12 protein-coding genes are annotated in these 13,262 nt (G+C 77.0%); 4 read left to right on the plus strand and 8 right to left on the minus strand.

All coding sequences use genetic code 11. The features are described 5' to 3' along the window. Window positions 1-933, plus strand: a complete 933-nt coding sequence (locus ACUN9U_RS00050) for a glycosyltransferase family A protein (protein ID WP_445482877.1) — start codon at window positions 1-3, stop codon at window positions 931-933. Here the strand turns inward: ACUN9U_RS00050 and ACUN9U_RS00055 are convergent. The 8 genes from ACUN9U_RS00055 to ACUN9U_RS00090 form a co-directional block, all read right to left on the minus strand. Beyond that, on the minus strand, window positions 912-1,946 hold the full coding sequence (locus tag ACUN9U_RS00055) for a hypothetical protein (RefSeq protein WP_445482878.1): 1,035 nt from the start codon (window positions 1,944-1,946) through the stop codon (window positions 912-914). The genes ACUN9U_RS00050 and ACUN9U_RS00055 overlap by 22 nt on opposite strands. A gap of 61 nt (window positions 1,947-2,007) precedes the next feature. Further along, window positions 2,008-3,201, minus strand: coding sequence for a glycosyltransferase (locus tag ACUN9U_RS00060; RefSeq protein ID WP_445482879.1), 1,194 nt, complete (start codon window positions 3,199-3,201; stop codon window positions 2,008-2,010). Further along, entirely contained in the window at window positions 3,198-4,463 is a 1,266-nt protein-coding gene (locus tag ACUN9U_RS00065) for a hypothetical protein (RefSeq protein WP_445482880.1), read from the minus strand. Before ACUN9U_RS00065 ends, ACUN9U_RS00060 begins: the two co-directional genes overlap by 4 nt. After that, the gene (locus ACUN9U_RS00070; RefSeq protein WP_445482881.1) at window positions 4,460-5,281 is read right to left on the minus strand and encodes a polysaccharide deacetylase family protein; all 822 of its coding nucleotides are present in this window, start codon (window positions 5,279-5,281) and stop codon (window positions 4,460-4,462) included. Before ACUN9U_RS00070 ends, ACUN9U_RS00065 begins: the two co-directional genes overlap by 4 nt. After that, entirely contained in the window at window positions 5,278-6,198 is a 921-nt protein-coding gene (locus ACUN9U_RS00075) for a glycosyltransferase family 2 protein (protein ID WP_445482882.1), read from the minus strand. Before ACUN9U_RS00075 ends, ACUN9U_RS00070 begins: the two co-directional genes overlap by 4 nt. A gap of 25 nt (window positions 6,199-6,223) precedes the next feature. Further along, window positions 6,224-7,531 (minus strand): NAD(P)H-dependent oxidoreductase, encoded by a 1,308-nt coding sequence (locus tag ACUN9U_RS00080; RefSeq protein ID WP_445482883.1) that lies wholly within the window; start codon window positions 7,529-7,531, stop codon window positions 6,224-6,226. Next, window positions 7,528-8,079: a dTDP-4-dehydrorhamnose 3,5-epimerase gene (gene rfbC / locus ACUN9U_RS00085; RefSeq protein ID WP_445482884.1), complete on the minus strand. Its 552-nt coding sequence runs from the start codon at window positions 8,077-8,079 to the stop codon at window positions 7,528-7,530. Before rfbC ends, ACUN9U_RS00080 begins: the two co-directional genes overlap by 4 nt. Further along, a complete protein-coding gene (locus tag ACUN9U_RS00090) occupies window positions 8,076-9,101 on the minus strand; it encodes an NAD-dependent epimerase/dehydratase family protein (protein WP_445482885.1) in 1,026 nt (341 codons plus the stop codon). Before ACUN9U_RS00090 ends, rfbC begins: the two co-directional genes overlap by 4 nt. A gap of 209 nt (window positions 9,102-9,310) precedes the next feature. Here ACUN9U_RS00090 and ACUN9U_RS00095 point away from each other — a divergent pair, with 209 nt between their 5' ends. From ACUN9U_RS00095 to ACUN9U_RS00105, 3 genes are read left to right on the plus strand one after another with little or no spacing between them, the layout of a single operon-like run. Beyond that, window positions 9,311-10,687: a glycosyltransferase gene (locus tag ACUN9U_RS00095; RefSeq protein WP_445482886.1), complete on the plus strand. Its 1,377-nt coding sequence runs from the start codon at window positions 9,311-9,313 to the stop codon at window positions 10,685-10,687. Window positions 10,688-10,742: 55 nt separating this feature from the next. Next, window positions 10,743-12,026 (plus strand): oligosaccharide flippase family protein, encoded by a 1,284-nt coding sequence (locus tag ACUN9U_RS00100; RefSeq protein WP_445482887.1) that lies wholly within the window; start codon window positions 10,743-10,745, stop codon window positions 12,024-12,026. After that, window positions 12,023-13,246, plus strand: coding sequence for a glycosyltransferase (locus ACUN9U_RS00105; RefSeq protein ID WP_445482888.1), 1,224 nt, complete (start codon window positions 12,023-12,025; stop codon window positions 13,244-13,246). Before ACUN9U_RS00100 ends, ACUN9U_RS00105 begins: the two co-directional genes overlap by 4 nt. Window positions 13,247-13,262 lie beyond the last annotated feature (16 nt).

The following is a 13,262-nucleotide window of genomic DNA, read 5'->3' on the forward strand; positions in this document are numbered from 1 at the left end:
GTGGCCGAGCCCTCCCTGACCGGTCCGGACGTCGCCGTCGTCGTGATGGCCTCCGGGGACGGGCGCCTGCTCGCCGACGCGCTGGAGGGCGTGCAGGCGCAGTCGGTGCCGCACCGGCTCGTCGTCACCGCGGCGCCGGGGACCGCGCCCGGCCCGGGCGCGCAGCTGCCCGAGGGCGCCCTCGTCGTGACCGGCGCCAGCGCCGCGGCCCGGCGCAACGCGGCCCTCGCCGCGGTGCCGGGAGCCCGCACCGCGGTGTTCCTCGACGACGACGTCCTGCTCCGCCACGACCACCTCGAGCAGCTGCTCGCCTTCCTGCGGGCCCACCCCGGCGTCGTCGCGCTGACGGGCCGGGTGCTCCTGGACGGCCCCGCGACGGGCCGCGAGGTCGGCCTCGACGAGGCGCGGGCCGCGCTGTCGGCCGAGCGCACCGACGCCCTGCAGCCCCCCTGGCGGCCCGCCCGGGAGGTGTACCCCAGCGCCTTCGCCGTGCGGCTGGTCTCGCCCGAGGGCGCCCCGCTGCCCGAGCGCTTCGACGAGGCGCTGGCGGCGGGCTCCTGGCTGGAGGGCGTCGACTTCGCCCGACGGGCCTCGCGCCACGGCTCCGTGGTGCACGCCGCCGGTCCGGCGCTGGTGGTCCGGGGCGCGCACGTCCACGAGCCCGCGCGCCAGGAGCCGCTGGGCTACGCCCAGGTGGCCCACCCGGTGCACCTGCGCCGCACGGGGGTCGTGCCCGCGGGCGAGGCGCTGACCGGCGTGGTGCGGGCCCTGGTGGCCAACGCCGCCGGTCTGCGGGGGGCGGAGCGGCCGTGGCGGCTCCAGAGGCTGCGGGGCAACGCGCGGGCGGTGTCCGACGCCCTGCGGGGCGGGCTGGACCCCGCTCGCGGGCCGCGGGCGGAGCCCGGGCGGGCTCAGCCGAGCGCCGCCCGGTAGGCCCGCGCCAGGGCCGGCATCTGCGTGGGGGACCACAGGGCGTTGGCGATGTAGGGCGCGGGCTCGTTGAAGTACGCCTCGACGACGGAGGTGCCGGAGGCGGAGACCTGGCGGAACCTGTCGACCATGCGGGAGGCGTAGTAGGCGCCGTCGGAGCCGCGGCCCGCCGCTGCACCGGGGTAGCCGCCCCACTCGGGCACCGCGTAGCCCTTCCCGTGCTCGGCCGCGAAGCGCTCCCACTGCCGCAGGCCGCCGGGCCGGCGGTAGACGGACTCCCACGTCGCGGCGTCGTTGACCACGGGGTACCAGTTGTAGTGGTCAGGACCGACGAACTCGTAGCTGTCCAGCAGGTCGAGGGCCAGCGACGCCATCGGCACGCCGGTCTGGTCACCGCCCTCGTTGGGGTTGAAGACCACGCTGACGCCCGGCGCCGCCGCGCGCAGGTGCGCGACGGCGGAGCGGAAGGCGGCGGTCCAGGCGGTCCTGTTCGCCGGCGTCACGCGGTGCCGCCAGGACGGCAGGTTCATCTCCCAGCCGAGCCGCACGAGGGTGCGCCGGGCCGTCCCCGCGGAGGCGAGCGCCGCCCCGACGCCGGTGAAGAACGACGCGGTGTCGCTGCGCAGGTCCTGGTCGTCGTTCCACAGGGGCACCGCCAGCAGCAGCCAGCCGCCGTCGTCGGTGACCGGTCGCGCGGCGTCGAGCCACCAGGTGTTCAGGCCCGCCCTCGCGGACTCGCGGCTGGTGAAGACGGCGCACGCGTCCAGCGGCCGGCCACGGCCGGCTTCGAAGGCCGCCAGGGCGCCCCGGTCGTGAGCGGTGAAGGCGCCGCTGGTCCAGGGCAGGCCGGACCGGCTGCCGCGCAGGGCGACCAGCTCGGAGCGGGGGTCCTGGCCGGCGCGGCGCCGGAGGGTCCCGCGCGGCGCCGCCGCCGCGGACGGCCCGAGCGCGGCCGCCGCCCCCAGGGCTGCGGCCGCGGTCAGCAGGGATCGGCGGGAGACGCGCTGCAGGTCCACACGAGGGGCATCGGCACCCGCGCGCCGGTCCCGCAGCGCACCGCCGGCACGTCACCCGTTCTCACGCGGCGGTGCCCCCGGTCTCCCCGGTCCCCCCGGTCCTCTCGGCCCCGCCGGTCGCTCGGGTCCCGCGGGAGCGGGCCGCAGCGCGCACCACGCGCGCCCAGCCGTCCGCCATGGCGCCCAGCCCGTACTCCTCCGAGCGCTCCACGGCGGCCCGGGCCCGGGCCTGCAGGTCGCGCGGGTCCTGCAGGTGAGCGCTGATCGCCGCCGCCAGCGCCCCGACGTCCTCCACCGGGACCAGCGCGCCGCAGCGGCCGCCGTCGAGGGCGTCGACCACGCCGTCGGAGGAGGCCGCCGCGATGCAGGGCGCGCCCAGCGCCATCGCCTCCAGCAGCGCCAGGGGCAGGCCCTCGTGCCGGGAGGGCAGCACGAAGGCGTCGGCCCGCGCGACCGCGGGCAGCGCGGGCAGGGGCCCCAGCACGAGGAAGGTGCCGGTGACGCCGAGCTGGGCGGCCAGGGCCTCCACCGCTGCGCGGTCCGGCCCGTCGTTGAGCACCACCACGCGGTGCGGGTGCTCGCGCACCACCTGCGCGTGGGCGCGCACCAGGAGGTCGTACCCCTTCTGGTGCGCGATGCGCCCGGTGGCCACGAGCGTGGGGCCGGGGCCGGTCACCAGGGGGGCGGGAGCCGCGCCGGCGGCGCGCACCGCGTCCAGGTCGATGCCGTTGCGGACCACGTGGACCCGGCCGGCCGGCAGCCCGTTGGCGACGACGGCCGCCACCAGCCCGGGGGCGACGCACAGCGCCGCGTCAGCGGTGCGGTGGGCCCAGCGCAGCAGGGGGGCCACCGGGCGAGGCACCCACTCGGCGGTGGCGGCGTCGAGGTCGGCGTGGACGGTGGTGACCAGGGGCCGGCGCGCCAGGAGGCTGACCACCCGGGCCACGAGCACCCCCGGGCCGACCTCGGAGCCGGTGAGCAGGACGTCGGCGCGGCGCGCCAGCCGCCACAGCCTCCACAGCGCCCCGGGCAGCGCCGCGCGCAGGGACCGCCCGCTGCGTGCCAGGTGCACCACGCGGAGCGCCGGGGGCGTGCGGAGCGCCTCGGCGGGGGGCACCTCGGTCAGGACCGCCAGCGCGGCCCCGTCAGCGGCCCACCGGGAGGCGACCTGCACGGCGAGCTGGTTGGCGCCGTTGAGCCGCAGGTGGTCGAGCACCACCAGCACGCGGGGGACCCCGCCCGTGCCGTCCCTCACCGCCGTCCTCCCCGGCCCGTCGCCCCGCGGCGCACGAGCACCACGACCAGGACCCACTGCACGGGCGCCACGACCACCTGGGCCAGCGAGAGCCCCAGAGCGGCACCGGGAGCGCCTCCCAGCACCAGCCCGCCCACGCCGAGGCCGACCAGTCCCGGCGCCAGCAGCGAGGTCGCCCAGAAGGCCTGCCGCGCGTACCCGAGCGACAGCAGCAGTGTGCTCGCCCCGAAGCCGGCTGCGATCGCGAGCACGCCGACCAGCGAGGGCAGCAGGACCTCGCGCCCGGTCTCCCAGCTCTCCCCGAGCACCGCCTCGCCCCAGGCGTCCGGCACGAGCAGCGCCAGTGCGCCGTACAGCAGCGTCGCCGTGACCAGCACCGCGGACATGGCCGCGCCGGCGAGCAGCGCAGGCCGCCCCGAGAGGCGCCGCCGGGCGACCTCCGGCATGGCGAACGCCGACAGGGCGTACGTCAGGAGGTTGAGGGGCCCGAGCACCACCTGCGCCGCGCGCAGCGCGCCGTTGTCAGCGGGGCTGCCGACGCCGGCGATGAGCAGCAGCGCCACCTGGTTGGCGCCCTGCACGGTGAGGAACCCGGCGACGTAGTAGCCGAGCAGGTCGCGGTGGGAGGCCAGCCAGCGCGCGCTGGCGGTGACCCGCGGGTGCCCGCGGAACCGCCACCCCCCGACCAGGGCCGCCACCAGTGCCGACAGGCCCCACGCGGCGAGCAGGCTGGTGGCGGTGGCCGTGCCGATCGCCCGCACCACCGCCACGGCGGCGAGCTGGCCACCGGCCCACACCGCGTCGACGACGAAGGCGCGCGCCGGCAGCCCCTGGGCGATGAACACGAGCCGCCACATGTCCTGCAGCAGCAGCCCGGGGAGCAGCAGCCCGATGGCCACCAGCGCCGGCCCGACGTCGCCCTCGAGGGTCAGCCCGACCACCACCGCCACCAGCCCGGAGGCCAGGCCCAGCAGGGCCGAGGCCCCGGTGGCCGCCTGCGCGGCCTCCCGGAACCCGGTGCCGTCGGCGGTGTGGCGCACCACGAGCGGCTGGGCCACCAGCGCGCGACCGCCGCCGATCATGAGCGAGTACACGGTGAAGGCCACGGCGAAGGCGCCGAAGCCCTCGCGCGTCAGCGCCAGGGCCACCATCGAGGACAGCACCAGGTTGGTGGCGCTGACGAGGACCTGGTCGGCGACGTTCCACCCGGCGCGACCGAGCAGCTGGCGAGCCGCGGAGCGCACCGCGGGCGCCGGGCTCACGCGCGGGTGCGCAGGGAGACCAGCTGCGGGGCCCCCGCCGAGAGCACGGCGGTGCGTCCGTCCACGAGCTCCGCGACCGTGGTGCAGCGGGTGCCGGTGGCGGCCAGGCCCCCCAGCACGCGGCGGGCCACCCGCCCGCGGTCCAGGTCCGGCCCGGGGTCCTGGGGACGGGTGAGGGCCTCCCCGTAGGCGTCGTGCAGCAGGACGACGGCGCCCGGGTGGACGGCGGCCAGGGCGCGGTCGGCCGCGGCGTCCGCGTCGTCGTCCTCCCAGTCCCGGCCCCAGGCCGACCACAGCACCGGCACCAGGCCCAGGGCCCGCACCCCCGCGGCCAGGGGCACCGTGTGCGCGCCGAAGGCGGGCCGGAACCAGCGGGGGGCCTGGCCGGTGACCGCGGCGAGGCGGTCGCGCCCCTCCCTCACGCGGGCCAGCGCGCGGCGGTCGGACAGCAGCGTGAGCCGCTCGTGGTCGACCCCGTGCAGGGCCACCTCGTGGCCCTCGTCGAGCATGCGCCGCACCAGGTGGGGGTGGGCCTCGGCGGCCAGCGCGAGCACGAAGAACGTCGCGCGGGCGCCGGCTGCTGCCAGCGCGTCCAGCACCAGCGGGGTGTGCTCGGGGTGGGGACCGTCGTCCCACGTCAGGGCCACCAGGGGTGGTTCGGCGGGCAGCGGGTCCACGGCGTGCAGGCTGCCGGCCCAGCCCGCGGCGGCGCCGGCGAGCAGGCCCGCGCGGGAGGGGCCGGGCAGCCCGCCCGCCTCGAAGCCCCCCAGCTGGCGGCGGCGGACGAGGCGGCGGCGCGGCCGGCTGCGCTCGCTCACCGGGAGGAGGAGGAGGTGGGCAGGACCAGCGGCGCCGGGCGGCGCCGCGGTGAGCGCAGCTGCAGCCGGCGCACCGCGAACCCCATGCGCCAGCCCAGCTGCCAGAGGAGGAAGCCGAGGCTGCCGCGGTCGGCCCCGTCCGGGAGCCACCACGGGCGGTCGTGGACCCGCCCCTCCACGGCCCCCGGCGCCGGGGTCACCGGGGGGACCCGCGCGTAGCGCGCCTGCAGCCACGCGGTGGCCGCGCCGTAGGTGGCCCCCTGGCGGACCGACCCCCGCAGCGTCCCGCGCAGCTGCATGGTCACCGCGGCGTCGGGCCAGAAGCCCAGCCGCGCACCCGCCAGCAGCTGCAGCCGCCAGCACAGGTCGGTGTCCTCCAGGTACAGGCAGTCCGGGTCGAACCCGCCGACCGAGGCGAACAGCCCCCGCCCCAGGGCGAGGTTGCCGGCGCCGGCGTGGGGCAGCCACGGCGAGCACGGCCCGGGCTGCAGCCCGCTCGTCTGCGACACCGGCCGGGAGCGGCGCAGCCACTCCGGGTTGAGGCCGGCGCTGGAGTAGCTGCCGGCCACGACGTCGTGCACCGCCAGGCCCGCGCGCAACGCGGCCAGCCAGCCGGGGGAGACGACGTCGTCGGCGTCGCAGAAGGCGACCACCTCGCCGCGGGAGCGCTCGACCCCGGCGTTGCGGGCGCTGCCCGCGCCGCGCCGGGCGCTGGCGTCGACGAGGCGGACGTCGAGCTCGGGGTGCGCGGCGGCGAAGGCGTCGACCACCGCGCGGGTCCCGTCGCGCGAGCCGTTGTCGGCCACGACGAGCTCCCACGGGCCGGGGTCGCGCTGGGCGGCGAGCGCGTCCAGCTGGCGCGGCAGGACGTCCTCCACGTCCAGCGCGGCCACCACCACAGAGATCAGCGACGTCATCGAGGCCCCCCCTCTCGACCGGTCGTCAGGACGGTCGGCCGGCGGAGACCGGCTGCAGCCGGGCGTCCTGCGCGGCGCGCAGCTCGTCCACCAGGCGCCCCGACGGCACCTCGACCATGTCGTACGTGATCACGGCGTCCTTCGGGACGTCCACCCTCAGCGTGCAGCCGGGCGCGAGCCCGAGCGGCAGCAGGTGCTGCTCGCGGGCGGTGGTGGCGTCCTCGGCCTGGCCGTACACGTGGTAGCCGCCGAGGCCGTCGATGGTGGTGCCGGCCGCCAGGTCGGTCTTGGCGGTGGTGAGCACCTCGACCTTGAGGTCACCGGCGGCCACGAGCGCGGCGTCGTCGAAGTCGACGGCGCGGACCACGGTGGTGGGCACCTCGAAGTGGCACAGGTGGTAGGGCGTGTAGAAGGAGTACAGCGGTCCCTCGCCCAGCTTGTAGAGGTTGAGGTAGTGCTGCTGCTTCGGGTCGTCGTGCGTGGCCAGCACGTAGACGCCGGGACCCGGCTTGGAGCCGACGACGTAGTCGACGACCCCGCCCTTGGCCTTCAGCTCCTCCACGTCGTAGCGGGAGGTCAGCTCGTCGACGTGGCCGTGGTGGTCCCAGCCGTTCATCCCGCGCCTCGGCACGGTCATGCCCCACGCGTTGGCCACGATCGCCTGCTCGAAGGAGATCTTCGTGCCGTCGGCGAAGCTCGTGACCATCCAGGGGTCCTGGCCCCACTTCTCGGCGAAGGCCTGCTGGGTGGTGGGGGTGCGGTAGGGGTCCTGCAGGCCCTTGATGTTGCCCGCCACCAGGGGGGTCAGGCCGATGCCGCGCACGAAGCGCAGCAGGTTGACCTCCACGCCGGGCTGGTCGCCGTCGGCGCCGGTGAACATCACGCCGGCCGCGGCGAAGCGGCGGGCGATCTCGGGGCCGACGGTCGCGTCCAGCTCGGCGTTCATCGTCACGACGGGCGTGCCGGCCTCCAGGGCCGCCATCGTCACCCGCGCGCCGTGCTCGACGGCGCCGGTCACGTCCACGACGCAGTCGACGCCGTCGGCCGCCACCAGCTCGAGGGCGTCGGCGACGACGGCGGGGACGCCCTCGCGGATGCTGCGCTCCAGCTGGGCGCGCGAGTCGACGACCTTGGCGGCGACCCCGGCCTCCTCGTAGGCGCGCAGGCCCTTGGCCTCGGTGCGGTTGGCGACCGCCACCAGCTCCATGCCCGGGGTGCTGTTGATGATCTGGTTGGCCAGACCGCGCCCCTGGAAGCCCGCGCCGACCATGCCGACCCGGATGGGCCGGCCCTCGCGCTGCCGCTTCGCCAGGGCGCTGTCAGTGATGATCACGAGGGTGCCTTCCCGCCGCTCTCGGCCAGCAGGGGCCAGGAGGCGTCCTTGTCGGAGATGACGGCCACCGGCAGCGGCCAGGTCAGGCCGAGGTCGGGGTCGTCGTGGCGCAGACCTCGCTCCACGCCCGGGGTGTAGGGCGCGGAGACGTTGTAGGTGGCCTCGGTGTCGTCGACCAGGGTGATGAACCCGTGGGCGAACATCGGCGGCACGTACAGCGCCACGTGGTTGTCCGCGGTGAGCTCCACGGACACGTGCTGCAGGTAGGTGGGGGACTCCGGGCGCACGTCGACGATCTGGTCGAGCAGCGCGCCGCGGGTGCAGCGCACCAGCTTGGCCTCGGGGGCCACGGGCAGCTGGTAGTGCATGCCGCGCAGGGTGCCGGCGCGCCGGTTGTAGGAGATGTTCGCCTGCACGAGCTCGGTGTCGAGCCCGGCCTCGGCGAACGCCTCCTTGTCGAACGAGCGGGCGAAGAAGCCGCGCTCGTCGGTGTGCGGATCGATCCTGACGATCGCCACCCCTGCGATGGGGGTGGTCTCGATCCTCACTTGCTGGTCCAGAACAGCTCTGCGTCGATCTGCCCGGTCGAGAGGAGGTGCTCCAGCTGCTTGAGGCGGGTGTGGCCGCGGCCCGTGAACGTGGCCTCGTCCAGCTGGATGGCCTCGAAGACGTCGTGCAGCTGCTGGGCGCCGCGGGCGGCGTCCCACTGGCACTCGAACTCCGGCAGGACCTTCTTGATCTTGTCGAAGTTCACCTTGTACGAGCGGTTGTCGGCGCTGGGCGGGCCGAAGCTCAGCTCGCAGCCCGGGAAGGCGGCGGCGACCTTCTCGGCGATGTCGCGCACCTGGTAGTTCTGCTCCTTCGAGCCCACGTTGAGCACCTCGCCGCGCACGGCCTCGACCGGCGCCGTGAGCACGCAGCGGATCGCCTGGGCGATGTCGAGCCCGTGCACCAGCGGGCGCCACGGGGTGCCGTCGCTGTTCATGGCGATCTTCCCGGTGGTCCAGGCCAGCCCGGCGAGGTTGTTGAGCACGATGTCGAAGCGCATGCGCGGGCTCGCCCCGAAGGCGGTCGCGTTGCGCAGGAACGTCGGGGCGAAGGCCTCGTCGGCCAGCGGGGCGACGTCGCGCTCGACGCGGGCCTTGCAGATCGCGTACGCCGTCTGCGGGTTGACCGGGCTGGTCTCGTCGACGGTGCCCTCGGCCACGCCGTACACCGAGCAGCTCGACATGTAGACGAAGCGGGAGACGCCGGCCTCCTTGGCCACCGTCGCCAGGCGCACCGAGCCCTTGTGGTTCACCTCGTAGGTGACCTCGCCCAGGAGGTCTCCCAGGGGGTCGTTGCTCAGCTCGGCCATGTGGACCACCGCGTCGAAGCCGCGCAGGTCCTCGACCTGCACCTCGCGGATGTCCTTGGCGATCGTCGCGACGGTGCTCGTCACGCCGTTGTACAGCCAGCCGTGCTTGTAGTAGCCCGTGTCCAGGCCCGTCACGTCGTGCCCGTCCTCGACGAGGAGGGGGGCCAGCAGGCACCCCAGGTACCCCTCGGTTCCGGTGACCAGGACCTTCATGCGTGCTCCTTCACATCGGTGGGGCCGGCCTCGGCGGACCCGCTCGTGGGCGGGAGGGCCGGCCCGGGTGGCACGCCCAGTCACGATACCGATGCGGCGACCGCGGACCCGCTGGCCGAGGACCGGGTGCATCCGGCCGGGTGGCGGCTCACCCGGCTGGCCCACGCAGGCCGACCTGCGCTCCGGCGCCCGGCTGCGATGCTGAGGTGGTGGCAGCCCACGACCTCCCCGCTCCCGCCCCCCTGGGCGTGGCCGTGCTGTGCACCCGCGACGTCGGGGGCCGCGCCACCGGCCGCGTGTCGGTGCTGCGCAGCCACCTGGTGGCCCTCGAGGCGCTCGGGCACCGGGTGCGCGTCGTCGTGGTGTCCGAGCGCCCGCCGGCGCCGACGCCCTGGAGCGAGCGCTTCGAGACCGTCCACGTGCGGGCCCCCGGCCTGGTGTCGGTGGCGCTGTCCGCCGCCGGGGCGCTGGCGCCGGGCCCGCTGGGCCGCTGGTGGCAGCGGCGCACGGGCAGGCCCTCGACGCTCAACGAGAGCCTCTACGTCGACCCCCGGGTCCGCCGCGAGGTCGCCGCGGCCGTCTCGGGCTGCCACGTCGTCGTCGCCGACGGGCTGCGGCTGTCCAGCGCCGCGGACCGCGTGCCGGGCGTCCCGGTCGTCGTCGACCTGGACGACCTGCTGGGCGAGCGCTACCGACGGCGCCGCCAGGCGCTGCGCGCCGCGCGGGGCACCCCGGGCGGCGCTGCGCGCTCCTCGGTGCTGGGCATCGCCGCCGAGCGCGTCCCGGCCGGCCTGCGCCCCCTCGCCGAGCGCGCGGCGCTGGCCGTGCTCGACGGGGAGGCCCGGCGCGCGTCCGCTCGCGAGGAGGCCGTCGTCAGGACCGCCGCCGCGGTCAGCCTGGTCTCCCCGGAGGAGGCGAGCGCCCTGTCCGAGCGGTGCCAGCGCCCCGTGAGCTGGCTGCCCCCGACCGTGCAGGTGCCGCCGTCGGCCCTGCCCGCCGGGGAGGGCCTGGTCTTCCTGGGCGGGCTCGACTACCCGCCCAACGCCGAGGCCGTCCGCTTCTGGCGCGACGCGGTCGTGCCCGAGCTGCGCCGCGCCGCTGCAGGCAGGCCGGTGCCGCCGCTGCACCTGGTCGGCCACTGCCCCGAGCAGCTGCGCGCGGAGCTGTCAGGTCCCGACCTCGTCCTGGACGGGTACGTGGACGACCTGCCCGCCGCCCTGACCCGGCGCGCCATGGTGGCCCCGCTGCTCGACCCGGGGGGCGTCAAGCTCAAGGTGCTCGACGCGCTCGCCCTGGGGCTGCCCGTGGTGGGCACGCCCCAGGCCTTCGACGGCACCGGGCTGCCCGCCGGGCTGCGGTGCGGCGGCGCCGACGCCCGCTCCCTGGCGGCCGCCGTCCTGGAGGTCCTCGAGGACGACGCGCTGCGCGACCAGCTCGCCCGCGGGGGCCGCGCCCACGCCGAGGCGGTGTTCTCCCCGGCCGCCTCCGCCCGGCGCTGGGCGCAGGTGCTGGCGGGCCTGCCCGGCCTGCCGGCGGCACCCGGCCGGACGGGTGCCCTCGGGGCCGGGGCGACCGCTGACCGGTGAGCCGGGGGCCCGCGGCGCGGGTGAGCACCCGGAACGGCCGGTACTGTCGAGCACCGTGGAAGACCGGGCCGCAGGCGGCGCACCGCTGCCGAGCAGGCGGCACCTGGTCGTCTGGACGTTCGCCAGCCAGGCGGTGTCCAGCCTCACCAACTTCGGCTTCACCGTGCTCCTGGCCCGCAGCGTGGGCGTGGAGGAGTTCGGGGCCTTCGGCATCGCCTTCGCCGTCTTCTCCTTCGTCATCGGCATCGTCAGGGCCGGGGTGACCACGCCCCTGCTGGTCGCTCACAGCGCCGGCGACCCCGAGGCGCGCCGGGTCGCCTCCCTGGAGAGCGCCGGCGCCTCCGTGGCCGCCGGCCTGCTCGCCACCGTCCTGGGCCTGGTCAGCGCCCTGGTCGCGCCTGAGCCGCTCGGGTCGGCGCTGCTCGCGCTCGGCCTGGCGCTGCCCTGCCTGCTGCTGCAGGACGCCTGGCGCCAGGCGTTCTTCACCGCCGGCCGGCCGCGCGACGCCGCCGTCGGCGACGTGCTGTGGGCGGCCGGCGTCTTCGCCATCGCCGGGGTGCTGCACCTCACCGGCAGCGCCGGCGTCTTCTCCCTGATCTGCGCGTGGGGAGCCGGTGCGCTGCTCGCCTCGACCTGGGGGTGGCGCCGGGTCGGGGGCCTGCCGCGGGTGCGCAGCGCGCTCGCCTGGATGCGCACCCACACCTCCCAGGGCGGTCGGCTCTCGCTGGAGTTCCTGCTCAACATGGGCGCGATCAACCTGGCCACGTTCATCCTCGGGGCCATCGCCGGGCTCGCCGCGACGGGCGCCCTGCGCGCCGCGCAGACCCTCCTCGGCCCCATGCAGACCTTCTTCTCCGCGCTGAGCTCGTTCGCGCTGCCGGTGGCGGCCCGGCAGGTCGCCGCGGGCGACCAGCGCGGCATGGTCCGCTTCTGCACGACCCTCTCGGCGCTGTGCATGGCGGCGGCGGCGATCGTCACGGGCGTGCTGCTCGCGCTGCCCCCCGCCGTCGGTGAGGCGCTGCTCGGCGAGACCTGGGACAGCGCGCGGGGCGTCGTCCTGCCGGCGGGGGCGCTGCTCGTGGCGGTGGGCCTGAGCATGGGCCCCTCGATCTGCCTCAAGGGGCTCTCGCGGGCCGACCTGCTGCTCACGGCCTCCTACGTCCAGGGGCCCCTCATGCTCGTCTGCGGCGCGGCCGGCGCCTGGGCCGGGGGCGCCGTCGGCGGCGCCTGGGGCTTCTTCGCCGCGCAGGTGGTCGGGAGCTCGCTGTCCGTCTACATGGTCGCGCGGGCCCTGCGGGCCTCCGCGGCGGCGCGCACCCCCTCGACCCTGCCCGCGTGAACACCCAGGAGGCCCCGACGATGCCCCACCGGACGCCGACGGCTCCCCGTCCCCTGCTCTACCTGGCCAAGGAGCTCCCGGTGCCGGCCAACAGCGGCGGGCGGATCCGCACCCTGGAGCTGGCGCGCGCCTTCGAGCGCGCGGCCCGCGCGCACGCGGAGGCCGCCGGCGGCCCGGGCAGCGAGCCCGAGGTCCGCGTGCTCGGCTTCAGCGACGAGCCCCTCGACGGGCGCGTGCGCGAGCTGCCCGGGACGGTGCTGGGCGTCCAGCGGCGCTCGCCGCTGCCGGGCGCGCTCAAGGCCGGGTCGCTCGCCGTCGGGCGCTGGTCCCACCCCCGCCTCGAGGCCGAGCTGCGGCGGTGGCGGGGCCGGTCGGTCCACCTCCACGTCGACTCGCCCCAGGTGCTCGTCAACGTGCCGCGCGGGATGCCCGTGACGTCGATCGACTTCCAGAACGTCGAGAGCGACCTGCTCCGCCAGCGCCTGTCCAGCGGCGGGTCCCTGCTGCGGCGGCTCGCGGCGCCGGTGGAGTCGGCGCGCACGGCCGCGTGGGAGCGCCGCGCCGCCCGGGTGCCGCTGGTCACCTGCTGCACCCCCCAGGACGTCGAGCGGCTGGCGCAGCTCGGCGTGCCCGGCGCCGTCGTGGTCCCCAACGGCACCCAGGTGCCCGCTGCCGTCGCGCCGGTCCCTGCCGACCCGACGGCCGTCTTCGTGGGCGCGCTCGACTGGGAGCCGAACGTCGAGGCGGTCTCCTACCTGCTCGAGCGGGTCTGGCCGCTGGTGCGCGCCCGCGTGCCGCGGGCGCGGCTGGCGGTGGTGGGCCGCTCGCCGGCGCCGCGGCTGCGCGCGGCGCACGGGCGCGACGGCGTCGAGGTGCACGCGGACGTCCCCAGCGTGGCCCCTCACTACGCCGCTGCCGCGACGGCCGTGTCGCCCCTGCTCACCGGCGGCGGCTCGCGGCTGAAGATCGTCGAGGCGCTGGCCCACGCCCGGCCCGTGGTCAGCACCGCCCTGGGCGCGGAGGGGCTGGAGGACCTGGTGGGCCGGGGTGTGGTCCTGGCGGAGACCCCCGAGGCGCTGGCCGACGCCGTCGCGACGCGGCTGGCGGGCCCCGGGGCTGCGCAGGCCGAGGGGCTGGTGGCCCGGGAGGCGGTGCGCGCCACCTGGTCCTGGGAGGCCGTCACCGCTCCGCTGGCCGACGCCCTGGCCGACGGGCTGTAGCCCGCCGGGCGGGCTG

The organism is Quadrisphaera sp. KR29 (assembly GCF_052644995.1).

What these genes read in the sequence shown, in the direction of transcription:
- ACUN9U_RS00075 (WP_445482882.1), bottom strand. Translation starts at nt 6,198, where the DNA reads ATGACGTCGCTGATCTCTGTGGTGGTGGCCGCGCTGGACGTGGAGGAC.
- ACUN9U_RS00090 (WP_445482885.1), bottom strand. Translation starts at nt 9,101, where the DNA reads ATGAAGGTCCTGGTCACCGGAACCGAGGGGTACCTGGGGTGCCTGCTG.